The sequence below is a fragment of the Faecalimonas canis genome (assembly GCF_054601575.1).
In genome coordinates this window covers 38,090-63,215 of sequence record NZ_BAAHSI010000007.1, presented here as the reverse complement: position 1 = coordinate 63,215, position 25,126 = coordinate 38,090, and the positions used below count along the sequence as shown (strand labels likewise).

22 protein-coding genes and 8 tRNA genes are annotated in these 25,126 nt (G+C 37.1%); 27 read left to right on the top strand and 3 right to left on the bottom strand.

The genetic code is table 11. From position 1 onward, the window contains the following. The first annotated feature begins 76 nt into the window (after positions 1 to 76). Together ACYPXO_RS02275 and ACYPXO_RS02270 are read left to right on the top strand one after the other, a co-directional pair. Positions 77 to 838 carry an N-acetylmuramoyl-L-alanine amidase gene (locus tag ACYPXO_RS02275; protein ID WP_459639072.1) on the top strand — a complete coding sequence of 254 codons (762 nt, stop codon included), beginning with the start codon at positions 77 to 79 and terminating at the stop codon, positions 836 to 838. A gap of 18 nt (positions 839 to 856) precedes the next feature. Further along, positions 857 to 1,549 (top strand): sigma-70 domain-containing protein, encoded by a 693-nt coding sequence (locus tag ACYPXO_RS02270; protein ID WP_459639071.1) that lies wholly within the window; start codon positions 857 to 859, stop codon positions 1,547 to 1,549. Between the two features lie 133 nt (positions 1,550 to 1,682). Here ACYPXO_RS02270 and ACYPXO_RS02265 read toward each other — a convergent pair whose 3' ends face one another. Continuing rightward, the gene (locus tag ACYPXO_RS02265) at positions 1,683 to 2,966 is read right to left on the bottom strand and encodes an HlyC/CorC family transporter (RefSeq protein ID WP_459639070.1); all 1,284 of its coding nucleotides are present in this window, start codon (positions 2,964 to 2,966) and stop codon (positions 1,683 to 1,685) included. Between the two features lie 165 nt (positions 2,967 to 3,131). Between ACYPXO_RS02265 and murB the strand changes: the two genes are divergently transcribed. From murB to ACYPXO_RS02155, 22 genes are all read left to right on the top strand, one after another. Then, on the top strand, positions 3,132 to 4,043 hold the full coding sequence (gene murB / locus ACYPXO_RS02260) for a UDP-N-acetylmuramate dehydrogenase (RefSeq protein ID WP_459639069.1): 912 nt from the start codon (positions 3,132 to 3,134) through the stop codon (positions 4,041 to 4,043). Position 4,044: 1 nt separating this feature from the next. Continuing rightward, a complete protein-coding gene (rapZ, locus tag ACYPXO_RS02255; protein WP_459639068.1) occupies positions 4,045 to 4,905 on the top strand; it encodes an RNase adapter RapZ in 861 nt (286 codons plus the stop codon). A 13-nt stretch (positions 4,906 to 4,918) separates the two neighbouring features. Next, a complete protein-coding gene (gene whiA / locus ACYPXO_RS02250) occupies positions 4,919 to 5,881 on the top strand; it encodes a DNA-binding protein WhiA (RefSeq protein ID WP_459639067.1) in 963 nt (320 codons plus the stop codon). After that, positions 5,874 to 6,131 carry an HPr family phosphocarrier protein gene (locus tag ACYPXO_RS02245; protein WP_459639066.1) on the top strand — a complete coding sequence of 86 codons (258 nt, stop codon included), beginning with the start codon at positions 5,874 to 5,876 and terminating at the stop codon, positions 6,129 to 6,131. The genes whiA and ACYPXO_RS02245 overlap by 8 nt, the downstream gene beginning before the upstream one ends. A 54-nt stretch (positions 6,132 to 6,185) precedes the next feature. Then, on the top strand, positions 6,186 to 7,115 hold the full coding sequence (locus ACYPXO_RS02240; protein ID WP_459639065.1) for a diacylglycerol/lipid kinase family protein: 930 nt from the start codon (positions 6,186 to 6,188) through the stop codon (positions 7,113 to 7,115). Positions 7,116 to 7,134: 19 nt separating this feature from the next. Continuing rightward, on the top strand, positions 7,135 to 8,505 hold the full coding sequence (locus ACYPXO_RS02235) for a sodium-dependent transporter (protein ID WP_459639064.1): 1,371 nt from the start codon (positions 7,135 to 7,137) through the stop codon (positions 8,503 to 8,505). A 104-nt stretch (positions 8,506 to 8,609) separates the two neighbouring features. After that, positions 8,610 to 8,681 (top strand) — tRNA-Glu (locus tag ACYPXO_RS02230). A 240-nt stretch (positions 8,682 to 8,921) separates the two neighbouring features. Further along, the gene (locus ACYPXO_RS02225) at positions 8,922 to 14,561 is read left to right on the top strand and encodes an NPCBM/NEW2 domain-containing protein (protein WP_459639063.1); all 5,640 of its coding nucleotides are present in this window, start codon (positions 8,922 to 8,924) and stop codon (positions 14,559 to 14,561) included. A 111-nt stretch (positions 14,562 to 14,672) separates the two neighbouring features. Next, a complete protein-coding gene (gene fba / locus ACYPXO_RS02220) occupies positions 14,673 to 15,536 on the top strand; it encodes a class II fructose-1,6-bisphosphate aldolase (protein WP_459639062.1) in 864 nt (287 codons plus the stop codon). 142 nt (positions 15,537 to 15,678) lie between these two features. After that, a complete protein-coding gene (locus ACYPXO_RS02215) occupies positions 15,679 to 17,790 on the top strand; it encodes a glutamine synthetase III family protein (RefSeq protein ID WP_459639061.1) in 2,112 nt (703 codons plus the stop codon). A gap of 18 nt (positions 17,791 to 17,808) precedes the next feature. Then, positions 17,809 to 18,246, top strand: a complete 438-nt coding sequence (locus ACYPXO_RS02210) for a DUF1700 domain-containing protein (RefSeq protein WP_459639060.1) — start codon at positions 17,809 to 17,811, stop codon at positions 18,244 to 18,246. A gap of 332 nt (positions 18,247 to 18,578) precedes the next feature. Further along, entirely contained in the window at positions 18,579 to 18,734 is a 156-nt protein-coding gene (locus tag ACYPXO_RS02205) for a hypothetical protein (RefSeq protein ID WP_459639059.1), read from the top strand. A gap of 93 nt (positions 18,735 to 18,827) precedes the next feature. After that, the gene (locus ACYPXO_RS02200; protein ID WP_459639058.1) at positions 18,828 to 19,991 is read left to right on the top strand and encodes a THUMP domain-containing class I SAM-dependent RNA methyltransferase; all 1,164 of its coding nucleotides are present in this window, start codon (positions 18,828 to 18,830) and stop codon (positions 19,989 to 19,991) included. Next, positions 19,984 to 20,583, top strand: coding sequence for an XTP/dITP diphosphatase (locus ACYPXO_RS02195; RefSeq protein ID WP_459639057.1), 600 nt, complete (start codon positions 19,984 to 19,986; stop codon positions 20,581 to 20,583). The genes ACYPXO_RS02200 and ACYPXO_RS02195 overlap by 8 nt, the downstream gene beginning before the upstream one ends. A gap of 4 nt (positions 20,584 to 20,587) precedes the next feature. Further along, on the top strand, positions 20,588 to 21,067 hold the full coding sequence (locus ACYPXO_RS02190) for a metallophosphoesterase family protein (RefSeq protein WP_459639056.1): 480 nt from the start codon (positions 20,588 to 20,590) through the stop codon (positions 21,065 to 21,067). 200 nt (positions 21,068 to 21,267) lie between these two features. Next, positions 21,268 to 21,342, top strand: a tRNA-Pro gene (locus tag ACYPXO_RS02185). Positions 21,343 to 21,346: 4 nt separating this feature from the next. Next, positions 21,347 to 21,417: transfer RNA gene (locus tag ACYPXO_RS02180), tRNA-Gly, on the top strand. A gap of 49 nt (positions 21,418 to 21,466) precedes the next feature. Beyond that, positions 21,467 to 21,540 (top strand) — tRNA-Arg (locus ACYPXO_RS02175). A gap of 7 nt (positions 21,541 to 21,547) precedes the next feature. Further along, positions 21,548 to 21,621, top strand: a tRNA-His gene (locus ACYPXO_RS02170). Positions 21,622 to 21,632: 11 nt separating this feature from the next. Next, positions 21,633 to 21,704, top strand: a tRNA-Gln gene (locus ACYPXO_RS02165). Between the two features lie 9 nt (positions 21,705 to 21,713). After that, positions 21,714 to 21,786, top strand: a tRNA-Lys gene (locus ACYPXO_RS02160). Between the two features lie 64 nt (positions 21,787 to 21,850). Beyond that, positions 21,851 to 21,930 (top strand) — tRNA-Leu (locus ACYPXO_RS02155). 100 nt (positions 21,931 to 22,030) lie between these two features. Here the strand turns inward: ACYPXO_RS02155 and ACYPXO_RS02150 are convergent. Further along, the gene (locus ACYPXO_RS02150; RefSeq protein ID WP_459639055.1) at positions 22,031 to 22,270 is read right to left on the bottom strand and encodes a helix-turn-helix domain-containing protein; all 240 of its coding nucleotides are present in this window, start codon (positions 22,268 to 22,270) and stop codon (positions 22,031 to 22,033) included. Between the two features lie 114 nt (positions 22,271 to 22,384). Between ACYPXO_RS02150 and ACYPXO_RS02145 the strand changes: the two genes are divergently transcribed. Beyond that, positions 22,385 to 22,543, top strand: a complete 159-nt coding sequence (locus ACYPXO_RS02145) for a hypothetical protein (RefSeq protein ID WP_459639054.1) — start codon at positions 22,385 to 22,387, stop codon at positions 22,541 to 22,543. A gap of 44 nt (positions 22,544 to 22,587) precedes the next feature. Beyond that, positions 22,588 to 23,022 (top strand): NfeD family protein, encoded by a 435-nt coding sequence (locus tag ACYPXO_RS02140; protein ID WP_459639053.1) that lies wholly within the window; start codon positions 22,588 to 22,590, stop codon positions 23,020 to 23,022. Positions 23,023 to 23,040: 18 nt separating this feature from the next. Here ACYPXO_RS02140 and ACYPXO_RS02135 read toward each other — a convergent pair whose 3' ends face one another. Then, positions 23,041 to 24,033 carry an aromatic acid exporter family protein gene (locus ACYPXO_RS02135; protein ID WP_459639052.1) on the bottom strand — a complete coding sequence of 331 codons (993 nt, stop codon included), beginning with the start codon at positions 24,031 to 24,033 and terminating at the stop codon, positions 23,041 to 23,043. Positions 24,034 to 24,200: 167 nt separating this feature from the next. Here ACYPXO_RS02135 and ACYPXO_RS02130 point away from each other — a divergent pair, with 167 nt between their 5' ends. Next, complete coding sequence (locus tag ACYPXO_RS02130; RefSeq protein WP_459639051.1) at positions 24,201 to 25,124, top strand: beta-ketoacyl-ACP synthase III; 924 nt, start codon at positions 24,201 to 24,203, stop codon at positions 25,122 to 25,124. Positions 25,125 to 25,126 lie beyond the last annotated feature (2 nt).

The following is a 25,126-nucleotide window of genomic DNA, read 5'->3' as shown; positions in this document are numbered from 1 at the left end:
CGGGTGGATATTTATTGTTCACGCTTCTTTTTCTGCGACATATTGTATTATAGAAAAGAAATAAAGGGGTAAATATATGCCAATTTCAATTATGCTTGACGCAGGTCATGGGGGAACAGACCCCGGAGCTGTATACAACGGAAGAAAAGAGGCGGATGATACACTTAAACTGACATTGGCTGTAGGTGAGATTTTACAAAATCGCGGTTTTGATGTAGAATATACAAGAACAACAGATGTATATGAATCACCTTATCAGAAGGCGATGGAGGCAAATGAGGCAGGAGTTGATTATTTTGTATCCATTCATCGAAATTCTTATCCGACAGATAATGAAGTTTCAGGGGTGGAGAGCCTTGTCTATAATTTGTCAGGAATTAAATATGAAATGGCAAAGAATATTAATGAGCAGTTAGAGTCTGTCGGCTTTGTCAATTTGGGAGTTCACGCCAGACCGAATTTAGTTGTTTTGAAAAGGACAAAAATGCCTGCGGTATTAGTGGAGGCGGGATTTATCAATTCAGATACGGATAATCAGTTGTTTGACGAATCTTTCTATGATATAGCAGGTGCGATTGCAGATGGAATTATTGATACATTAATGAAACCAAATATGAATCAAATCATGCAATATAGAGTGCAAGTTGGGGCGTATCGGCAGAGAAGATATGCGGAAGAACTGTTAAATGAATTGTTAGCACAGGAATATCCGGCATTTATTGAAGAAGGAAATGGATTTTGGCGTGTGCAGGTAGGAGATTATCCTACATTAACGGAGGCGGCTGACATGGAAAGACGTTTAAAACGTGCAGGGTATCCGACTATTATTGTAAGTTAAAAGAACAGGAGAAATAGGATGAGCGGTAAATTACAATTTCGCGAAAAATTAAACGGAATTTTAGAGTTAGGAAAAGAAAAACATCGTGTATTAACAATGGAAGATGTGGAAAAATACTTTGAGGAAGATGCACTTTCCGAAGAACAGATGGAACTGGTATACGACTATCTTTTGTCGCAAAAGATAGCCGTAACCGGCTATGTAAAAAAGGGCGGAACAGTTTTAGAAGAAAAGGAAGAAAAACATTTCTCAAATGAAGAAGAGGCGTATTTAGAAACGTATTTAGAAGAAATGTCCGCACTAAGACCACAAAATACAATGGAAGAAAATCTGAAACAATATTTCCCGAAAGTTGTGGAGATAGCGAAAGAATTACATAATTCGGAACTTTTTATCGGAGATTTAATTCAGGAAGGAAATATCGGACTAATGCTTGCAATAGAAAATGAACAGGCAGGAGAAACAGAAATTTTAGAAAGCATCCGTCAGATGATACAGCTTCTTGTGGAAGAACAGGAAGAAGTAAAACATCAGGATAATAAAATGATAGAAAAAGTGAAATTCCTTGATGAAAGTTTGAAAAATCTTACGGAAGATCTGGGAAGAAAACCGACCTTGGAAGAGTTGGCGGATTATATGGAAATGCCGGTGGAGGATGTGAATGATATTATCCGTTTAACCGGAGAAGATGATGACGAAGAGGACGAATAGAAAAATGGTGGTTTTACGGTGGTTTTTACCGGTTTGCTTGAAAAAGGGACAGGGCTTTCTGTAAAAAGGGACAGGGTAAAATGAAATTGGGGACGTAGTATTTTGTGATTTTACTACGTCCCCAATTTTTGAATTATTCCTCTTCCTCGTGTTTTTCCTTATGGAAGTCCTCAGGAAGATAAATATGTACATCTTCTACACGGTTCTTGTCTAAAGTTTCTACGACAAGCCGGATACCCGAATCCGTGACCACTTCGTCATGAAGTTCAGGCAAACGGTCTAACTGTTCAATGATAAATCCGCCAAGGGAATCATAATCTTCAGAAGTTAAACCTAAATCTAAACGGTCATTTAAATCATCTAAGTTCATAGAACCTTCTACGATAAATTCACGCTCATTAATTTCTTTAAAGAACTCTTCTTCATTTTCGTCATATTCATCATGAATTTCACCGACAATTTCTTCAAGTAAATCTTCTAAAGTGATAAGGCCTGCTGTTTCACCATATTCATCAAGAACAATAACGATGTTGAGAGAGGCTTCTCTCATTTCTACAAGCAGTTCAGAAATACTCTTATACTCATAAGTAAAATATGCCTCGCGAAGAATATCGCGTACATGAAATTCTTTTCGATTATCAAAAAGAAGTAAATCTTTCATATTAATTGTTCCGATAACATTGTCTGTCGTATTTTCGTATACAGGCAGGCGAGTGAACTTGTCCTCACGGAATATTTCAATTAATTCTTCGTAAGTACTTTCCACATCGGCAAATGTAACGTGTACTCTCGGTACCATAACATCTTTTGCCTTTGCATCCCCCATATCGAACACATTGTAAATCATCTCTTTTTCTTCAGATTCAATAACCCCATCTTCATGGCTTACATCTACGATTGTACGAAGTTCACTCTCAGTCATGGAGTCGTTTTTGGCATCAGGGTCTACTCTGAGGATAAATAAAATTATATTCGATAAACTATTTACAATAAAAATTAATGGTGTAGTAATCTTCATAAGAAAACTAATAGGGTAAGCATAGGCTAATGAAAGTTTTTCTGAATGAATTGTTGCCACCGTTTTAGGAGAAATTTCTCCAAATAAAAGAATTAACAGGGTAATAATACCTGTAGCAATAGCAACTGCCGAACCACCAAACACATAAGCAATACTTGTTGTGATGGAAGAGGCGGATAGATTTACAAGGTTGTTGCCGATAAGGATTGCACTCAACATTTTACCGGAGTCTTCGGTAATCTGAATAACCCTTTTGGCACGCTTATTTCCTTCCTCTGCCAACGAACGCATTCGTATTCGGTTGACGGTAGTAAGCGATGTTTCTGCTGATGAAAAAAATGCAGAAAGCATTAATAAAATAATTAAAACGATACTTTGGGCGACGACACTCGAGTCCAATTGTTTTTCACTCCTTCTTAAATAAAAAATTAAAAATAAATAGTATTCTTAATATAACGTATTTTTGATGAATTTGCAAGAGTTCATTGAATTTAGAGGAGGATTAGTGTATCATGAAAAGAAACGTTTTGATAGTATATAGAGTATAAATATTAGGAGATAAACATGGATAGAAATTTTTTGGATAGAGTGACAGAAATTATAGATAAAGAAAGAGTTTTGACGAATGAACCGATGAGTAAACATACAACGTTTCGTATCGGTGGTCCGGTAGATTATTTTGTCTGCCCTGAGAATATTGAAGAGGTACAAAAAGTTGTATGTCTTTGTAATGAAATGGATATGCCGTTTTATTTACTTGGAAACGGAAGTAACCTTTTGGTAGGAGATAAAGGCTACAGAGGCGTAATTATTCGTTTGTATAAGCAAATGGATAAAATCGAAGTATCAGGAACAAAAATAAAGGCACAGGCAGGGGCGTTGCTCGTCAAAGTGGCAAATGAAGCGTGTAAAAATGGGTTGACGGGACTTGAATTTGCAGGTGGAATTCCGGGTACTTTGGGCGGCGCAGTTGTGATGAATGCAGGCGCTTACGGCGGAGAAATGAAAGATGTTTTAGAAGAAGTGACCGTACTTACAAAAGAGGGAGAAATTCTTACCTTAAATAAAGAAGAGTTAGAGTTAGGATACAGGACAAGTATTATAGGAAGAAAAGGATATATTGCGCTTGAAGTTGTTTTGCGATTGAAAGAAAAAAATGCTGATGAAATCAGGGCATATATGAATGAACTTCGAGAAAAAAGAGTGACAAAACAACCTCTTGAATATGCAAGTGCGGGAAGTACGTTTAAAAGACCGGAAGGACATTTTGCGGGACAGTTGATTGAACAGGCAGGACTTAGAGGATTTCAGGTCGGAGATGCACAGGTGTCCGAAAAACATTGTGGTTTTGTCATTAACAGAGGGCAGGCGACTGCAAAAGATGTAATGGATTTGATGAGAGAGGTATCGGCTAAAGTAGAAGAAAAATTTGGTGTCACGCTGGAACCGGAAGTGAAGAGATTGGGAGAATTTTAGGATGAGAGTAGTAATCGTAACCGGAATGTCGGGAGCAGGCAAAAGTACAGCATTAAAAGTTTTGGAGGACGTAGGGTATTTCTGCGTAGATAATCTGCCGATTCCGTTATTTCCTAAATTGGCGGAACTTTTGAAAGCACAGACAACAGAATTTAATAAGATTGCACTGGGACTTGACATTCGAGGGGGACAGGAATTTTCTGAATTGGAAGAAATGCTAAAAGGAATTAACTGTGAGATTGTATTTTTGGATGCGAGTGACACAGTGTTGATTAAGCGTTATAAAGAAACGAGGAGAACACATCCTCTGACTGCACAGGGAAGTATAGGGGACGGCTTGCAGAAAGAGAGAGAAATTCTTGAGCCGATTAAAAGGAAAGCGGATTATATTATCGATACGAGTCTTTTGCTGACCAGAGAATTGAAGCAGGCTTTACAGAAGATTTTTGTGGATAATCAGGAATATAAAAATTTATATTTAACAGTTGTATCTTTCGGGTTCAAATATGGCATTCCAAATGATGCTGATTTAGTGTTTGACGTCCGTTTTCTACCAAATCCTTATTATATAGAAGAACTTCGTGCAAAAACGGGCAACGAAAAAGAAGTGCAGGATTATGTGATGAGCAACGGGAAAGCGGATATTTTTTTACAGAAATTGAAAGATATGGTCGAATTTTTGATACCGAATTATATAACGGAAGGGAAACATCAACTGGTTATCGGAATAGGATGTACAGGGGGAAAACATCGTTCGGTTACGTTGGCGAATGCCCTGTATGATTATTTTCAGGAAGAAAATCAGTACGGCGTAAGAATTGAGCATCGTGATATTGAGAAAGATGCACGCAGAAAGGTGTAAATAGAGGTGGCAAATGTCGTTTTCGGGAGAAATTAAAGAAGAGTTAGGCGGACAGATAAGTACGGCAAGGCATTGTCAGATTGCAGAACTTTCTGCGTTGATAAGTATGTGTGGAAGTGTTATGATTGACAGTAATAATCATTATGCAATAAAAATACATACAGAAAATCTGATTGTTGCAAGAAAGTGCTTTACATTACTGGAAAAAACATTTAATATAAGAACTGAAATTTCCGTGCGGAAAAATCTTATCAGGCAGAGTGTTTCGTACTGGATAATTGTAAAAAAGCATGAAGACGCAATAAAAGTGCTTCAGGCAACAAAGTTGATTAATAAGGACGGGGAGGTTTTCGAGGAACTTTCCATTGTAAAAAATGTAATCGTTCAGCAGTATTGTTGCAAAAGGGCGTTTATCCGAGGTGCATTTTTGGCATCGGGGTCGATAAGCGATCCGGAGAAATCCTATCATTTTGAGATTGTCTGTGCTGTTCGAGTAAAGGCGGAGCAGTTACAGAAGATAATGAATAGTTTTGGGATTGATGCGAAGGTGATATTGCGAAAAAAATCTTATGTTGTGTACGTCAAGGAGGGCGCGCAGATTGCAGACCTTCTTAATATTATAGAAGCACACGTTGCATTAATGAAATTTGAAAATGTGCGTATTTTAAAAGATATGCGTAATACAGTGAACCGAAAAGTGAACTGTGAAACAGCGAATATTAATAAAACAGTTTCCGCAGCGGTAAAGCAGGTGGAAGATATTGTATATATTCGTGATACAATCGGATTGGAAAATCTGTCGGATGCTTTACGAGATGTGGCGTTGACAAGGTTGGAATATCCGGAAGCAACATTAAAGGAATTAGGAGATTTGCTCACTACTCCGGTAGGAAAATCGGGAGTAAATCACCGTCTGAGAAAATTGGGAGAGATGGCTGATAAACTCAGAGAAAATAAGGAGGTACGTTATGATTAAGCAACCCGTGACGATTCAGGCAGAAGATGGAATTTGTGCGAGAGTAACAGCGAAGGCAGTTCAGGTGGCGAATGAATTTAAAAGTCAGGTATTTATTGAGGTAGGAACAAAGAAAATTAATGCTAAAAGTATTATGGGAATGATGAGTCTTCAACTTACAACAGGAGATGAACTTACAGTAGTTGCAGACGGTGACGATGAAACTATGGCAACTGAAAAGATGAAAGAACTTTTAGTAGCAGGAAAATAGATAGAAAAGATTGCGTCTTGACGCAATCTTTTTTGAAATATAAGGAGGGTCAGTATGAAAAAATTATTATTTATTTACAACCCTAATGCAGGAAAAGGATTGTTAAAACCGAGATTATCAGATATTTTTGACATTTTTGTAAAAGCAGGATATGAGGTGACTGTATATCCGACACAAAAATATCGGGACGGTTACAAAAAAGTTGCACATTTTACAGGCGATTATGATTTGCTTGTATGTAGTGGCGGAGATGGAACGCTTGATGAAGTGGTAACGGGAATGATGCAGAGAGAGAATAAAATCCCAATCGGTTACATTCCTACTGGTACAACAAATGACTTTGCAAAAAGTCTTCATATTCCGAGGGAATTGTTAAAAGCTGCCGATGTTGCCGTAAACGGAGAAGTATTTTCCTGTGATGTGGGAAGATTTAACAAAGATATTTTCGTCTATATTGCTGCGTTTGGCCTGTTTACAGACGTTTCTTATCAGACAAAGCAGGAAGTTAAAAATGTTCTCGGACATTTAGCCTATGTTTTAGAAGGGACTAAGAGGTTATTTAACATACCGTCTTATCATATTAAAGTGACGCATGACGGAGAAGTTATCGAAGATGATTTTATTTTCGGTATGGTGACAAATTCACGTTCCGTAGGCGGATTTAAAAATATGGTTGGTAAAAGTGTTGTTTTCGATGACGGAGAATTTGAAGCAACATTGATTAAACGGCCGAAAAATCCTTTAGAACTACAGGGGATTATGTTGGCGCTTGTTTCAGAGCAGCAGGATTCAAAATATATGTACTCATTCAAAACAAAGGAAGTTACATTTGAATCTTTTGAAGAAATTTCGTGGACTCTTGACGGAGAATTTGGGGGCGAGCATGATAATGTTGTTATCAGAAATGCTCAAAAAGAGTTACAGATTATGGTAGATGCGGAGTGCAAATCATCATTGATGGCACATCCGAAAGACACAGAATAGGAATAAAGGGAGGATACATATGGAAAAGAGAGAAAAGTTTTCTTCGAGGTTGGGATTTATTTTAATCTCGGCGGGGTGTGCAATCGGGTTAGGAAATGTATGGAGATTTCCATACATTACAGGACAGTATGGAGGCGGTGCGTTCGTATTGATATACCTGTTCTTTTTAGTAGTTTTAGGTTTACCGATTGTTATTATGGAGTTTGCAGTGGGAAGAGCAAGTCAGAAAAGTGTTGCCCGCTCTTATGAAGTGCTTGAACCGAAAGGCACGAAGTGGCATATCCACAAATATTTTGCTATTGCCGGAAATTATTTGCTGATGATGTTCTATACAACAGTAGGTGGCTGGATGGTAGCTTATTTTGTGAAAATGGCAAAAGGCGAATTTGTCGGAGCAAATGCAAAAGAAATTTCAGATGTTTTTTCAGCATTGACATCTAATAGAAATGAAATGTTGTTTTGGATGCTGTTAATTTCTGTTATCGGTTTGATTGTATGCTCCTTTGGTTTGGAAAAAGGGGTTGAAAAGATTACAAAAACAATGATGGTCAGTCTGTTTTTGATTATGGTTGTACTTGTTGTTCGTGCAGTTACACTGCCAAATGCGTTAGAAGGACTTTCGTTCTATCTAAAACCGGATTTGAGTAAGATGAAGGAAGTGGGAATCGGAACAACTGTATTTGCGGCGATGGGACAATCTTTCTTTACGCTTAGTATCGGTATCGGTGCACTGGCGATTTTCGGAAGTTACATCGGAAAAGAAAGAACGTTGGCAGGTGAAGCAATCAGTGTAACATTGTTAGACACATTTGTGGCGATTATGTCCGGATTAATTATTTTTCCGGCGTGTTTTGCTTTTGGCATCAATCCGGGCGAAGGACCGGGGCTTGTTTTCGTAACATTGCCAAATGTATTTAACGAGATGGCAGGCGGACGTTTATGGGGGACATTATTCTTCTTGTTTATGACATTTGCAGCGTTGTCTACAATTATTGCGGTATTTCAAAATGTAATTACCTGTGCAAGAGAGTTGTGGGGATGGTCGTTGAAGAAGTCTACGTTGATTAACGGTATTTTGCTTGTGATTTTGGGAATCCCTTGTGTTCTTGGAATGACAGATTGGTCTGCATTTACAGCTGCAGGAAAGAATATTATGGATTTAGAAGATTTTATTGTCAGCAATAATCTTCTTCCGCTTGGCTCTCTTGTCTATCTGTTGTTCTGTGTGACAAGATATGGCTGGGGATGGGATAATTTCCTGAAAGAAGCAAATACGGGAACAGGATTGAAATTTCCAAAGAATAAAGCAGTGAAATTCTATCTGACATTTATTTTACCGCTTGTTGTATTGTTTATTTTCGTGCAGGGATATTGGACGATGATGAAATAAGATAAGTTTAATATATTTTCTTTTATCTCAGAAAAACAAATGATTTCAAAATTTGTACTTGTATATTAGAGAAAAATGTTCTATAATATACAAGTACGAAAAAAGGCTCCATGGTCAAGCGGTCAAGACGCTAGCCTCTCACGCTGGAATCAGGGGTTCGATTCCCCTTGGAGTCATTAATAAAAAACTGTCAAGTTCCTTGAAAAAGGAATTTGGCAGTTTTTTTGTTATTTTTTATTCTTTAAATTCTACTGTATTTCATTTTAATAGTAAAAGTATACAAAAAATAAAAGGAATTTTCCTTGTAAAGCGGAGGATAATGTATAAAATAACGAAAAGTACAAAAAGCATACGAGAATGTTGAAAAAATCAGTAAAAACATACAAAATAAAAAGATAAAGAGAAGGAGGAATATCATGAGAAAGAACAAAAAACGAAGTACAATCATGAGTTTGCTGCTTGTATTCGCTTTATTGCTTCAGCCAACAGTCAGTTTGGCAAAAAATGGAGAGAAAAGCACTAAGAAAAATAGCGATGTTGTAATTGATGTGCGTGATTTTGGTGCAGATCCGACCGGAGTCAGTGATAGTGCGGAGGCAATTTGGAAAGCGTTAGAAGAAGCAAAAAAGGTATCAGATGGAGGAAAGAAATCAGTTACATTGAACTTTCCAAAAGGGGAATACCATATTTACAAAGACAAAGCACAGAAAAGGGAGTATCATACTTCTAATACAAACAGTATTGAAAATCCGGTAAAAACAATCGGAATTTTAATCGAAGAGCAGAAGAACCTGACTATTGAAGGAAATGGTTCTTTATTTATGATGCATGGGAATATGATGGCTTTAGCGGTAGCAAAGTCAGAAGATATTACTTTGCATAATTTTTCGTGGGATTTTGCGGTGCCGACAGTATCTGAGATGACAGTTACCAATATGGGTAAAAACGGAGTGCAAGATTATACAGATTTTTATATTCCAAATTGTTTCCCATATGAAATTAAGGGAAATACGATCCTCTGGAAAAGCGAAAATAGTCCGTATACAAATCAGCCGTATTGGACAGAAGAGGGAATACATAATTCTTATGCAGTAGTTGCGTATCAACCTGATGATGAGATGACAAGAAATTACTATACTTTTCAAGGACCGTTTCAAAATGCAACTAAAATAGAAAAATTAGAAAATAACCAAGTGAGAGTTCATTATGCCTTAACACGTCCTGCTATGCAGAAAAAAGGAATGGTTTTTGAACTGGCAAGCAGTGCTGTGAGAGAAACAGCAGGTGCATTTACCTGGGAGAGTAAGAATGTCCGTGCAGAAAAAGTAAATGTTCACTTTATGCATGGATTTGGATGGTTAATTCAGATGAGTGAAAATGTATACTACAAAGATTGCAATCTTATGCCAAGAGAAAATTCAGGTCATTTGACGGTAAGTTACGCTGATGGTATCCATGCGTCAGGTGCTTCAGGAGAAATTGTGATTGAAAATTGTAATTTTGCAAATACGCATGATGATCCGATTAACTTGCATGGAACTTTTACAAGGGTAGAGAAAAGAATAGATTCTCACACATTGGAGTTAAAGTATATCCACAATCAGCAGGGAGGATTTCCACAGTATCATGTAGGGGATAAGGTACAGTTCTTCACGAGAGATTTGCTTTCTTCAACAGATGGAGAAAAACAGTATGAAGTAGCAGAAGTTGTTGCCAATCCGGGTGAAAACGGAAATGATCTTCGTACAATGAAGATTAAATTTAAAGAAGAGTTGCCGGAAAATTTATCGGATAAAATTGGTCTTCAGCCTAAATATGTGGCAGAAAATGTAACATATGCACCGAAAGTTACGATTAGAAATTGCACATTCAGAAATGTACCTACACGAGGAATACTTTGCACGACAAGAAAAGAAGTCATTATTGAAAATAATACTTTTTATAATATGTCTATGGCAACCATTTTTCTTTCTAACGACTCAAATGACTGGTATGAGTCGGGCCCTATCCGTGATATGAAAATTCGAAATAATACTTTTTATATCAAGGATGTAGGAAGGACGAGTTGGGAATATGCACCGGCAATCTATATTCATCCGGTAACAAAAGGCGGACAATTCCCTGATGCGTCAAATCCAATTCATAAGAATATCAGTATTGAGGGAAATACGTTCTATATGGATGAGGATACGGTGGTAAAAGCGGAAAGTGTAGAAAACCTGACATTTAAAAATAACAAAGTATTTCGTATGAATCCTGACGTGACAGTCGGAATTACATTAGATAACAAAACCATTCAGAAAGGGCAGGCTGTACAGTTAAAAACAGATGCCAAAGGAAATACAAACAATAAAAAAGTAGACAATGTTTTTGAATTTACAAAATCAAAAAATGTTAAGATTGAAAACAATGTGTATGATGATGGATTGAAACTGTATGCAGTGGCAGAAGACGATGCAACAGAAAAGAATATTTCAATCAAAGGTGATGATATTAAAGTTATTCGTAATAAAAATCAAGCGCCTGTAGAACCGATGCGAAATATTTGCTATGCAAGCACCAATCCGGAGATTGCAACTGTAGATGAAAATGGACAGATTTTAGGAATAAAATCGGGAAAAACAACTGTTTTTGCGTATTATCGCTGGAATGATACGATTGTAAAATCAAACGAGATTGAAGTTACGGTTGGTGAAGAGTCAGCAGAAGCAGAGAAAATCGAAATTAAAGAAGAGGATAATAAAGAAGTAAAAGTAAACGAAAAAGTGCAGTTTACACTAAAAGAGGGAAATGGGGCAACATGGTCTGTAACAGACTTCCTTACAGGCAGAGAAACGGACATGGCAACTATTTCTTCCACAGGAGAATTTACGGCAAAGGCAAACGGTGTTGTCTGGGTAAATGCAGTAAAAGGAACGGCCAAAGATAGAAAAGCAGTTGTTATTTACGGTGGAGAAGTGAAAGCGCTTAATACTGATTTTGAGATTAAGCGTGAAGATAAGGCAAAATATAAATTAACAAATGACTCTATTGAAGTGACAATGCAGTCAGGTGATTTATATACGAATACAAATACAGTGAAGAACCTATTCTTATATAATCCTAAGAATGTGGATAAAAACAACCTCCGTGCAGTTGTAAAAGTAGATGGATTACCAATAAAGGAAAATAATCAGTGGGATACAGCATCATTTATTTTATACCATGATGATGACAATTATGTGACAGTAGGAAAGAAGTCACATTATAACGGAATTGCTACTGTAGAAGAGAAAAATGCCACTGCACAAGAATATCATGGAAATGAAGCAGACAACAATGTAACTTCTGCATATTTGGGAATAACGAAAAAGAATGACAAAATTATACTTTCTTATAAAAAAGAAAATGGGGAATGGCAGACAGCAAAAGAGTTTGTAAACGCATCATTTGGAAATGATTATAAAATCGGTATGGCTTGTTGGGAGTCAAACACAAGAGCAAAGAAAGTAACGTTTTCGGATTTACATGTGGGAAGCGCCGATACAGAGTTCAACAAGTTGTTGGAAGAAAAGACAATTTCTGTCCAGCAATCCAAAACAGCACGTCCGACTGTGTCTGATGTAAAGACAAAACTGGCAAACGGTAAGGCAAAAGTAGAATATAAATTTACAGACACACAAGGTGCAAAAGAGGGCGAAACTGTATGCAGATGGTACTGGAAAGAGGGCGAAACAGAAAAGACAATCGTAACAAAGGAAAAAGAACTTTCAGTTGTAGGTAAAAAGGATATTTTCTGTCAGATATATCCAAAAGACCAGTATGGTATCGCAGGAACACCGAGCGAGAAAACGAAGGTAGAAGTTTCTTCTGAACAGACAGACGAATTACAGGAAATTTCTGTAAATAATGGCATTGTATATAAACGTGGCGATAACAAAGAACAGAATATACTTGTACCACAATCGTTAAAGAAAATAAGATTATCTTATGTTTCCGTAAATGATAGTGTAGGTAAAACACAGGTATATAAAAATGGGGTAGAAATTGCAGGAAAAATAAGTAATACAGATAATCTTATTTTAGATGTGCAGGATAAAGATGAGATTCGGATTGTGCGTGGAGAAAATACATATGTACTAATAGTACAGTTGAAAGGTGACAGTGCAATTCAGGTAAATAAATTGAGTATGCCACAACTTCAGTTTGAACAGAACGAACCGATAGAAACAAAGAGTTTTTATATGAATGCAGATAGCAGTAAAGCAACATCTGACATTGTAGTAGAAACAGAGGGTAAAATCGGAAAAGTGGAAGTACTTGTAGGAGAATATAGAACGCCATTGAAAGTTTCAAATGAAGGAAACAGATATATGGCAAAAGCAGATTTTAGAAATGGTTTAAATAGTTTCTATGTTCGTGTCTATGCAGAAGACCATACAACATATGAGCAATATATTTTAAATGTAACTTATATGCCTTCAGCAGAAATGCAGATAAGCGGTATTCTATTAAATGGTAAAGGTTTAGAAAACTTTGATGCAACTAAAGAAGAATATTTCTTTGCATTGGATAAAAGAGAAAAAGACTTAAATGTAAAAGTCAATACAAATGCCTCAGCAGTTAGAATTTCTTTAAATGGAGATGTAAAGAATGGTACAGAAGCCACATTTAGCAAATTAAAAGCAGGAGAAAATACACTTCTTATACAATGCGTGGCAGGAGATAAACTGCTTAAGAAAAATTATCGTATAACAGTTTATAAACACTTTGATACAAATGCAGGCATTCAGGAAGTGATTTTAGGAGATAAAAATATTACTTCTGATTTGTTAAATGAAAAGAAAACAAGTGAGCAGTTTGTAGATAGTGATAAGACAACATTAAAAGTAACTGCGATTGATCCGGATGCGACCGTGGAAGTGAAACAGACAAGGGAAAAGACAGTGAAGGGAAATGTTTTCGAGGGAGAACTAAATGTTTACTCTGGACTGCAAAATGTAGATATTGTTGTAACGGCGGCAGATGGAAAAACAAAGGAAACTTATCGTATTGAACTGAGAAAAGGTGCATATCTGTCCGACTTAGAGTGGGAGAGTGCAACGGTCGGTTACGGTACGCAGGTAAATCGTGATAAAAACCATTTAGGTAGTACAATTCAATTGGCAAATGAAAAAGGTGAACCTGTAGCGTTTAAAAAAGGTTTAGGAACCCATGCTGAATCTGTAATTGTATATGACATTACAGACAAAGATTACAAAGCATTAGAAGGATTTGTTGGAATTGACTATTGTCAGTATAATGCAGATGACGGAAAAGTACAGTTTTGTATTGAAGTAGACGGTCAGACAGTATTTGACAGCGGTGAAATGTTACAGAAAACGCCAATGAAAAAATTTGCTATAGAATTGCCTGAAAATGCAAAGAAAGTTACACTTAAAGCGTTAAAAGGTGAAAACAACTTTAATGACCATGCAGACTGGGCAGATGCCAGATTTTTAGGAGGATTTCCAGAGAAAACATATACAATTACTACAAATGTAAATGATGATAAAATGGGTGTAGTGGAAATTATTCCTGAAAAAGATGTCTATGAAATCGGAGAAGAAGTAAAAATAATAGCAAATGCAAATGAGGGATATAAATTTGTCGGATGGTTAGAAAATAATGAGATAATCAGCACAGAAAAAGAATATGCATTTACGGTAGATAAGAATAGAGAACTGACAGCACAGTTTGAAAAAGAAGAAAAACCGATAGAGCCAGAGAAACCGGAAAAACCGGAGAAACCGGAAGAACCGAATAAACCGGAAGAACCAGAGAAGCCGGAGAAACCGGAAGAGCCGAATAAACCGGTAGCACCAGAGAAGCCGGAAAAACCGATGGTTCCAGAAATTCCACAGACACCATCTAAACCAAATAGACCGAATGAAACAAAACCGTCGCAGAATGGAAATGGAGGACAAACACAAAAACCGGTAAAAACAGGAGATGACAATCAAGGGACAGTAGCGTTATTTGGTTTTGGAGTTTCAGCAATTGCTTTAGCATATGTACTAGGAAGAAAGCGAAAATAAGTGTTTATTTTGTCATGTAGTTGGAAAACGGAATTTAGGGTTTCCATTTTCAATAATTTAGGGTATAATTATCTTATTCTAAAAATAGATTAACAAACGGAGGAATGAATTATGTTAGTATCAGCAAAAGATATGCTTCAGAAAGCAAAAGCAGGACACTATGCAGTAGGACAGTTCAATATCAATAACCTTGAATGGACAAAAGCAATTTTACTTACAGCACAGGAAAACAATTCACCTGTAATTTTAGGTGTTTCAGAAGGTGCAGGAAAATACATGGGTGGATATAAAACAATCGTTGGAATGGTAAACGGATTGTTAGAAGAATTAAACATCACAGTACCTGTAGCACTTCACTTAGACCACGGTAGTTATGAAGGATGTTTAAAATGTATTGATGCAGGATTTTCATCAATTATGTTTGATGGTTCACATTACCCAATCGAAGAAAACGTTGCTAAAACAAAAGAATTAGTAGCAATCGTTAAAGAAAAAGGAATGTCACTTGAAGCAGAAGTTGGTTCAATCGGTGGAGAAGAAGACGGTGTTGTAGGTGCAGGTGAATGTGCAGATCCAGCAGAATGTAAAATGGTAGCAGATTTAGGAATCGATTTCCTTGCAGCAGGAATTGGTAACATTCATGGTAAATATCCTGAAAACTGGCAGGGACTTAGCTTTGAAACATTAGATGCTATTCAGCAGTTGACAGGAGATCTTCCATTAGTTCTTCACGGAGGAACAGGAATCCCTGCAGATATGATTAAAAAAGCAATCGATTTAGGTGTATCTAAAATCAACGTAAACACAGAATGTCAGTTAGCATTTGCAGCAGCAACTCGTGAATATGTTGAAGCAGGAAAAGATTTAGAAGGTAAAGGATTTGACCCTCGTAAATTATTAGCGCCTGGTTTTGAAGCAATCAAAGCAACAGTAAAAGAAAAAATGGAATTGTTCGGTTCAGTAAACAGAGCATAAGAAAGAACATGAATGGAAAGAGATGCAGTTTAGGCTGCATCTCTTTTTCTATCCCTTTTTCCTTGAAGAAAACCTTGCAAAATGAAAAAAAGTAAGGTATCGTATAAGTAAATTTGCGTATACGTTGGAGGAAGAGGAGAAAATGAGCGAGTTTATTAATGTAGCAGAGATTTTTGGGGAAAATGTATTTAATGATACGGTTATGCAGGAGAGGCTGCCGAAGAAAGTATATAAAGATTTAAAGAAAACAATCGAGGATGGGAAAGAGTTGGATCTTGCAACTGCGGATGTTATTGCACATGAGATGAAAGAATGGGCGATTGAAAAAGGAGCAACCCATTATACACACTGGTTTCAACCTTTGACAGGGGTAACTGCGGAAAAGCATGATTCTTTTATTTCCGCACCAATGTCGAATGGAAAAGTTCTTATGAGTTTTTCGGGAAAAGAATTAATCAAGGGAGAGCCTGATGCATCTTCTTTCCCATCGGGCGGACTTCGCGCCACATTTGAGGCAAGAGGCTATACAGCGTGGGATTGTACATCACCGGCATTTGTACGTCAGGATGCGGGAGGAGCAACATTGTGTATTCCTACGGCATTTTGTTCATATACAGGGGAGGCGCTTGACCAGAAAACTCCACTGCTTCGTTCTATGGAAGCATTAAACAAACAGACGTTACGTTTGCTCCGTTTATTTGGAAATACAACATCAAAAAGAGTGATTGCATCCGTAGGTCCGGAACAGGAATATTTCTTAGTTGACAGAGAAAAGTATTTAAAAAGAAAAGATTTAGTGTTTACGGGAAGAACATTATTTGGGGCAATGCCGCCGAAGGGACAGGAATTAGACGATCACTATTTTGGAAGTATCCGTGAGAGAATTGCGGCATATATGAAGGATGTCAATGAAGAATTATGGAAACTGGGTGTTTCCGCAAAGACACAGCATAATGAAGCTGCACCTGCACAGCATGAATTGGCACCGATTTATGCACAGTGCAATGTGGCGGTAGACCATAATCAGTTGATTATGGAAGTGTTGAAAAAGGTAGCGGCTAGACATGGTTTGCACTGTCTTCTTCATGAGAAACCATTTGCAGGCGTAAATGGTTCAGGTAAGCATAATAACTGGTCTTTGACAACGGACGATGGAAAGAATTTACTTGAACCGGGAAAAACTCCTCATGATAATATTCAGTTCCTCTTTATTTTAATGTGTGTATTAAAAGCGGTAGATACATATGCGGAATTATTGAGAGAATCTGCGGCAGATCCGGGAAATGATCATCGTTTGGGAGCAGCAGAAGCACCACCTGCAATCATTTCTGTATTTTTAGGTGAGCAATTAGAAGATGTATTAGAACAACTTGTATCTACTGGATCCGCTACACACAGTTTGAAGTCAGGGAAATTAGAAACAGGTGTACGTACTCTTCCAAATCTGGCTAAAGATGCAACAGACAGAAACAGAACATCGCCGTTTGCGTTTACAAATAATAAATTTGAATTCCGTATGGTAGGATCAAGGGATTCTGTTGCCGCACCAAATGTAGTGATAAATACAATCGTGGCAGATGCGTTTTGTGATGCCTGTGATATTTTAGAACAGGCAGAAGACTTTGATTTGGCAGTACATGATTTGATTAAGGAATATGCGATTAAACACCAGAGAATCGTATTTAATGGAAACGGTTATTCAGAAGAATGGGTGGAAGAGGCGAAGAGAAGAGGACTTCCTAATTTGAAATCAATGGTGGAATCTATTGATGCCATAGTTTCTGACAAGGCAGTAAAATTATTTGAAAAATTTAATGTATTTACGAGAGCAGAATTGGAGTCCCGTGCGGAAATTCAATATGAAACATATGCGAAAGCTATTAATATCGAGGCAAGAGCTATGATTGATATTGCGAGCAAACATATCCTTCCTGCTGTTGTGAAATATACAAAACAGTTGGCTGATACAGTTATTGCAGTAAGAGAAGCGGGAGCGGACGCAGAAGTACAGTCTGAGGTATTAGATGAAGTTTCCAGACTATTGAAAGAAGCAAAGGAAGCGCTTGTCAAACTTGGTGAAGTGACAAATCAGGCACAGGAAAAAGAGGAAGGAAAAGAGCAGGCATTTTGGTTTTATGAGGAAGTATCTCCGGCAATGCAGGAGCTTCGAGATCCGGTGGACAAGTTAGAAATGATAGTGGCGAAAGATGTTTGGCCAATGCCTTCATATGGTGACTTAATGTTTGAAGTATAAAAGAAAGTGAGTTAAAGAATGTATCACAATAAGTTTTTAAGCAGTCTTCGGGAAGCTCTCGAAGGAAATATGAGTGAACAGGCGATAAAAGATAATATACAGTACTATAGGACGTATATTGAAGATGAAGTGAAAAAGGGAAGAACAGAGAAGGAAGTTATAGACGAACTGGGAGAGCCATGGATTATTGCCAAGACTTTAATTGAATCTCCGGGTGGCGAGCAGACGTACGAAGGTACAGCAGAAGAGAATGTGAGCCAATACGAAGAGCAAGGAAGAAAAGTACATATTTTCGGTTTAGATACATGGTGGAAGAAGGCATTGCTTATCCTTATCGTTTTAGGTATTGGATTTCTTATTGGGACAATTATGGTTGGTGTAGTGCGGATTGTATTGCCTATACTTATACCATTCTTGGCAATTATGTTTTTGGTTAAATTTTTTCGTAAGAAATAAAAAGACGGCAGGTCGTATCGTTTTGATATGACCTGCCGTTTTTCCATAGCACATTATACTCTCGTGTTATGTAAAAGACCGATAGGGGAGCTATCGGTCTTTCGAGGGGAGTATAAATAATTAATAAGGGGTTGTAGAAATAATTTCTACATGGGTTAGTATAATATAAATTGGTAAAAAAAGCAAGAAAAACTTAAAAAAAAGTTAAGGTTCTTATTTTTTATGTAATGAATAGAAAGAGTAATTTAAAGCCATAATATTTTTGTAATCAAAGTACAACGTGATTTACAGGATGTACTTTGAAAAACAAAAAGGATGAGGAGGAAGTAATAATGGCAAAAACAAATTCAACAAACAACAAAACAAAAAATGCATATTCATCAGAGGCGGATTATCAGAGTAAGAAAAACAAAACTTCAAACAAAAACACAAACGCAGCAAAAAACAAAATGAACAACGCACAGTCAAACGATTATAACAACAACTAATCTTCAAATGGGGACGCTAAAAATATGGCGTCCCCATTTGACATATAGGGCAAATTCAAATAATATAGAAAGTAGAGAACATTGGAGGTATATATGAAAAAAATAGAGTTAATTGCCCCTTGTCATTTTGGACTGGAGTCTGTCCTAAAACGAGAAGTACAGGATTTGGGATATGAAATATCAGTTGTGGAAGACGGAAGGGTTTCATTTTATGGTGATGTGGAAGCCATTTGCCGTGCAAATATTTTCTTGAGAACGGCAGAGAGAGTTTTATTGAAAGTTGGGTCGTTTAAGGCGACCACGTTTGAAGAACTATTTCAAAAGACAAAACAAATTGAATGGGAGAAATATATAGCCGAGGACGGCAAATTTTGGGTGACAAAAGCGGCGTCCGTTAAAAGCAAATTGTTTAGCCCATCGGATATTCAATCTATTATGAAAAAGGCGATGGTAAACCGTTTGAAAGAGCATTATCATGTCGATTGGTTTGAAGAAAGCGGAGCATCTTATCCTGTGCGTGTGTTTATTAAAAAGGATATGGTGACGGTAGGCTTGGACACATCGGGCGTTTCTTTACATAAAAGAGGATACAGACAGTTATCAAGTAAAGCGCCTATTACAGAAACGCTGGCGGCAGCACTTATTATGCTGACACCATGGAAAAAGGATAGAATTCTTGTTGACCCGTTTTGCGGAAGCGGTACATTTCCGATTGAGGCAGCAATGATTGCGGCGAATATCGCACCGGGGATGAATCGTTCCTTTACGGCGGAAGAATGGACAAACTTTATTCCGAGGAAGGCGTGGTACAATGCCGTTAATGAGGCGAATGATTTGGTAAATGATGATGTTGAAGTTGATATTCAAGGTTATGATATAGATAAATCCGTTATTAAGGCAGCAAGAGAAAATGCGAGAGAAGCGGGAGTGGAACATCTGATACATTTTCAAGAAAGGGAAGTTAAAGATTTACGTCATCCGAAAAAGTACGGTTTCATTATTACCAATCCACCATATGGGGAAAGGCTGGAAGAAAAGAAAGATTTGCCAAAACTATATGGAGAGTTTGGAGAAAGTTTTAGAAAGTTGGATAGTTGGTCTGCGTATATGATTACGAGTTATGAAGATACAGAAAAATATTTCGGGCGTAAGGCAGATAAAAACAGAAAAATTTATAATGGTATGTTAAAAACATATTTCTATCAGTTTTTAGGACCAAGGCCGCCGAAAAAACAGAAGGAGGATACAAATGAGTAATGGAATTTTATTTGCCACAGGAAATGAAAATAAAATGAAAGAAATCCGTATGATTTTAGCGGATTTAGGAATGCCGATTCGTTCTATGAAAGAGGCAGGTATTGACATTGACATTGTGGAAGACGGCAGTACATTTGAGGAAAATGCAATTATTAAGGCAACAGAGATTGCAAAATTGACGGGGGACATTGTGCTGGCAGATGATTCAGGGTTGGAAATTGATTATCTGAACAAAGAGCCGGGGATTTATTCGGCGAGATATGCCGGAGTGGATACTTCGTATGATATTAAAAATCAGATGTTACTGGATCGTTTGGAAGGAGTGGCTGATGAAAAACGTACTGCACGTTTTGTGTGCGTTATTGCCTGTGTATTTCCGGATGGAACGGTAGAAACGGCAAGAGGTACGATTGAAGGTATTATCGGTCATGAAATAGCGGGAGAAAACGGATTTGGTTATGATCCTATTTTTTACTTGCCGGAATATGAATGTACTACGGCAGAGTTAGAACCGGAGAAAAAGAACGAATTAAGTCACAGAGGAAAAGCGCTTCGTGCCATGCGTGCGATTATAGAGAAAAAGTTGGGATAATAGAATGAGAGTTTTGATTGTAAGTGATACACACAGATTACATAAAAATTTAGACATTGCGTTAGAACAGGCGGGGAAAATAGATTTACTTCTGCATATGGGAGATGTAGAAGGCGGTGAAGATTATATTGAGGCTGTTGCAGGCTGCCCTGTACGGATTGTAGCAGGAAATAATGATTTCTTTTCACAGTTGAATAGAGAAGAAGAAATTCAATTAGGAAATCACCGTATTTTTATGACACATGGGCATTATTATTATGTGTCTGTCGGAATGGAAAGAATTAAGGAAGAAGGGCTTGCAAGAGGTGTGGACATTGTTATGTTTGGACATACGCATAGACCTTACCTTGATATAGGCGAGAAGATTACGGTGCTGAATCCGGGAAGTCTTTCTTATCCAAGACAGGAAGGACGTAGAGCGAGTTATATGATTATGGAAATTCATGATGATGATTCTGTAGAATATGAATTGCATTATATTTAAAATCAAATAATTTATTAAAACTGAAATCGGCATAAAGGCCCGAAATCCCTGTAAATATGCGGTTTTCGGGTGTCGATTCTAGTGTTGCAAAAGTTTGAAATTAAAAAAATTAAAAAAAATAAAAAAAGTTGTTGACATTTCTTGTAGGAGCATATATAATAACCATTGTGTCACGGAGATGACAACAAAAAACTTCACATCGGGGTGTGGCTCAGCTTGGCTAGAGCGCCTGGTTTGGGACCAGGAGGTCGCAGGTTCGAATCCTGTCACCCCGATTTTGCGGGTGTAGTTCAATGGTAGAACACCAGCCTTCCAAGCTGGATACGTGGGTTCGATTCCCATCACCCGCTTTCTTAAAGCCAATTTAATATAAGAAATTACTTTAAGACAAAAGCATATGTGTTTGTAGCTCAGTTGGATAGAGCAACGGCCTTCTAAGCCGTGGGTCAGGGGTTCGAATCCCTTCAAGCACGCTTTGTGGTGGGTATGGTGCAGTTGGTTAGCGCGCCAGATTGTGGTTCTGGATATCGTGGGTTCGAGTCCCACTATCCACCCTCAAATATAGTGGGCTATCGCCAAGCGGTAAGGCACAGGACTTTGACTCCTGCATTCGTTGGTTCGAATCCAACTAGCCCAGATAAAATATGGAGCATTAGCTCAGTCGGTAGAGCACTTGACTTTTAATCAAGTTGTCCGGGGTTCGAATCCCCGATGCTTCACTTGATGAACAAGCGAAAGTTTGTTCATATTTATTTTAAGGAGAAATTCTTAAAAATATAGTATGCGGATGTGGCGGAACTGGCAGACGCGCTAGACTTAGGATCTAGTGGGAGACCGTGCAGGTTCGATTCCTGTCATCCGCAGTATAGAGGTCGTAATTCTTGAGAAATCAGGGGTTGCGGCTTTTTTGTAATAATTATATTTGTGTTCAATTCTTTCGTTTTTTCCATGAAACTTGTCGATTTATTTTTGCTTTCCGTCTTTTTTCGGTGGATAAGGCGTTTTCACATCGGTCAATTCCAGCAGATAATCTGTGCTGGTGTTATAATATTTGGCTATCGTGACAAGATAATCAATAGGAAGTGTACGAACTCCGCTTTCATATCTTCTATAAACTTCACGATGACATTTTAAAATATCAGCCATATTTTCCTGTGTCAAATCATGGTCATTTCTTAAATCTTTCAAACGTTTTAAATACATAAAATCACCTCTTGATAAGGCTATCATTTAGTGGCATAATAAAAGCAGAAATGCAACTATATGGTTGCAAAAACACAACTTGAATGAAGAAAAGTTTAAGTTAGAGGTAAGCAAATGAAAAATAATTTAGAAGAAAAACAAATGATGAAAGCAATACATATACTGTTGCAGGATGATAAAGAATATAATGCCCGGATAATGAGGGATTTAACCGAGGAAGAGTTCAAAAGATTTTTACAGCAATGTCCTGAATTTCTTGATGAGATTCCATAACATGAAAAAATGTTTTCGGGCAAATGAAAACAGGAGGGATTTTTATGGAAAATGTAGTTTGGTTAGGTTTAATAATCATTTTTTTAATTATTGAAATTATTACAGTCGGACTTACTTCCATATGGCTGGCCGGAGGTGCATTAGTGGCACTGATTTTGAATTGTTTTGGAGTAAATCTTGTTTGGCAGATAGTTGCATTTTTTGTAGTGTCAGTTATACTAATGGTATTTACACGTCCTTTTGCCAAAAAATATATTAATTCAGGACGGACGAAAACAAACTATGAAAGTAATATCGGAAAGATGGCAAAAGTGACGGAGAGAATTGATAATCTGAATGAAACCGGAACTGCTCTTGTGGACGGGCAGGAATGGACTGCAAGAGCAAAAAATCCTGTGGAAGTTATAGAGAAAGACGAGATTGTCAGAGTTACCGATATTATTGGAGTAAAATTAATTGTAGAGAAATTAGAAAAATAGGATGTGCATTTGCGCATCCTATTTTTCTGTCCAGAATATTTCAATTTGATGTGGTGATAGGTTTTTTGTAAAATCTCTTTTTAAAATTAACATTTCTCGTAATTCATTTATGATTTCATAAAGAACGGCACGAGATTCAAATTCCTGTCTGGAGGAAGGGAGAGAAGCAGAGCGAAATTTTTGGCGCAACAGAGATAGATATTTTAATAAATCCTCAGCATTGTCATAATTTTCCATAGAAATAGCAACGATACGCATAAATTTAGATACTAAATTTGTCTGCATATAAGATTCTTGCAGGCGTGGGAGATTGCGCTGGATTTGTTTGAGTAAAACAGTCTGTTCAGAACGCATATGAATATAAGCAACATAGTAACTCATATCTTTGAAAAAGAAATTTTTTTGTGTATATTGTGCGTGAGCAAGCGAAGTGGAAAGAAGACTCTCCAATTTGGTTAGGCTTTTTGTGATATCTTCGCTTAAATATTCCTGAAAAATGGCGCGTGACATTGTAAATAAAATCTGAGCCATTTTTTCTTCGATTTCCTTTTGCGCTTTTCGGATTTTTTTAACTTTATTTGGCATATAGAGGTTCATTAAAATTCCCATGGAAATACCGATTAACATAAGACAAAGTTCATTGGTAAGGAGAGGAATAGACATTTTATGGTTTTTCCAAAGATGCAGCATAAGAACAGTACTCATAGAAAATCCTTCGGTCAAATGCAAAAACTGACAGAAAAGTTGATAAAAAGCGAGATAAAATCCAAGACTTAGCAGAGAATAATTGAGTAGGGGAAAAAGTAATATCGCGGTAAGTACAGCAATCAAAAATGATAGAAGACGTTTTCCTGCGATGAGAAAAGTATCTTTTTTGGTGTTTAAAATACTAAGGAGAGTGATTGTAATAACGGATGTGGAATAATTTAGAGAAAATGTTTCTGCGATAAAAAAGGCGATACAGCATCCGAGGGAAATTTTAAAAGTTTTAATATAATCTAGAGATTTCATAAATGCCTCCTTTTCCGTAAGTTTCGGCTTTTTTCTACTATAGTATGGCTGAAAGAATGTATTTTATAGATAAGAAAAGAAAAAATTTTGTTGACAAATATTTTTTTAGTAGTATACTTTGAATATCAAAGTATTTGAAACTCAAAACAAAATATGGAGAAAAGAAAATGATAGGAAAAATATGTGGGACAGGAGCGTATGTTCCGCCTAATGTTATGGATAATGATGATTTGGCAAATCTGGTGAAGACAAGTGATGAATGGATTAAGGAGAGAACGGGAATTGCAAGACGTCATATTGCACAGGAAGAAAATACAGTAAGTATGGCAGTAAAATCTGCAGAAAGAGCATTGGAGAATGCAAAAATATCTGTGGAAGAAATTGATTTTATTATTGTATCGACTATATCTTCAAACGTAATTCTTCCTTGTGCTGCCTGCGAGGTACAGAAAGAAATCGGTGCAGTCAACGCAACTTGTTTTGATTTGAATGCGGCGTGCAGTGGTTTTCTGTTTGCATACAATACAGCGCAGGCTTACATCTCAAGTGGAATATATCAAACCGGAATTGTGATTGGTGCAGAATGTCTTTCTAATCTGGTTGATTGGAAAGACCGTGGAACATGTATTTTATTTGGAGATGGCGCCGGTGCGGTTGTTTTGAAATCCGAGGAGGGAACAAAACTTCCGATAGTAACACATTCAGACGGTAAAAAGGCAAATGCGCTTACCTGTGGACAGAATGATTTCATTCATATGGATGGTCAGGAAGTCTTTAAGTTTGCCGTAAAACAAGTGCCGCAATGTATTTGTGAATTGTTAGAAGAAAGCCATTTGCAAAAAGAGAAAATAGATTATTTTATATTACATCAGGCGAATAAAAGAATTGTGGAAGCCGTTGCAAAAAGGTTAAAAATAGAAATAGAAAAGTTTCCTATGAATTTACAGGAATATGGAAATACCTCTTCGGCAAGTATCCCGATTTTATTAGATGAGATGAACCAAAAAGGTTTACTGAAAAGGGGAATGAAAATTATTATATCGGGATTTGGAGCAGGATTATCATGGGGAGCAAGTTTAGTTGAATGGTAATA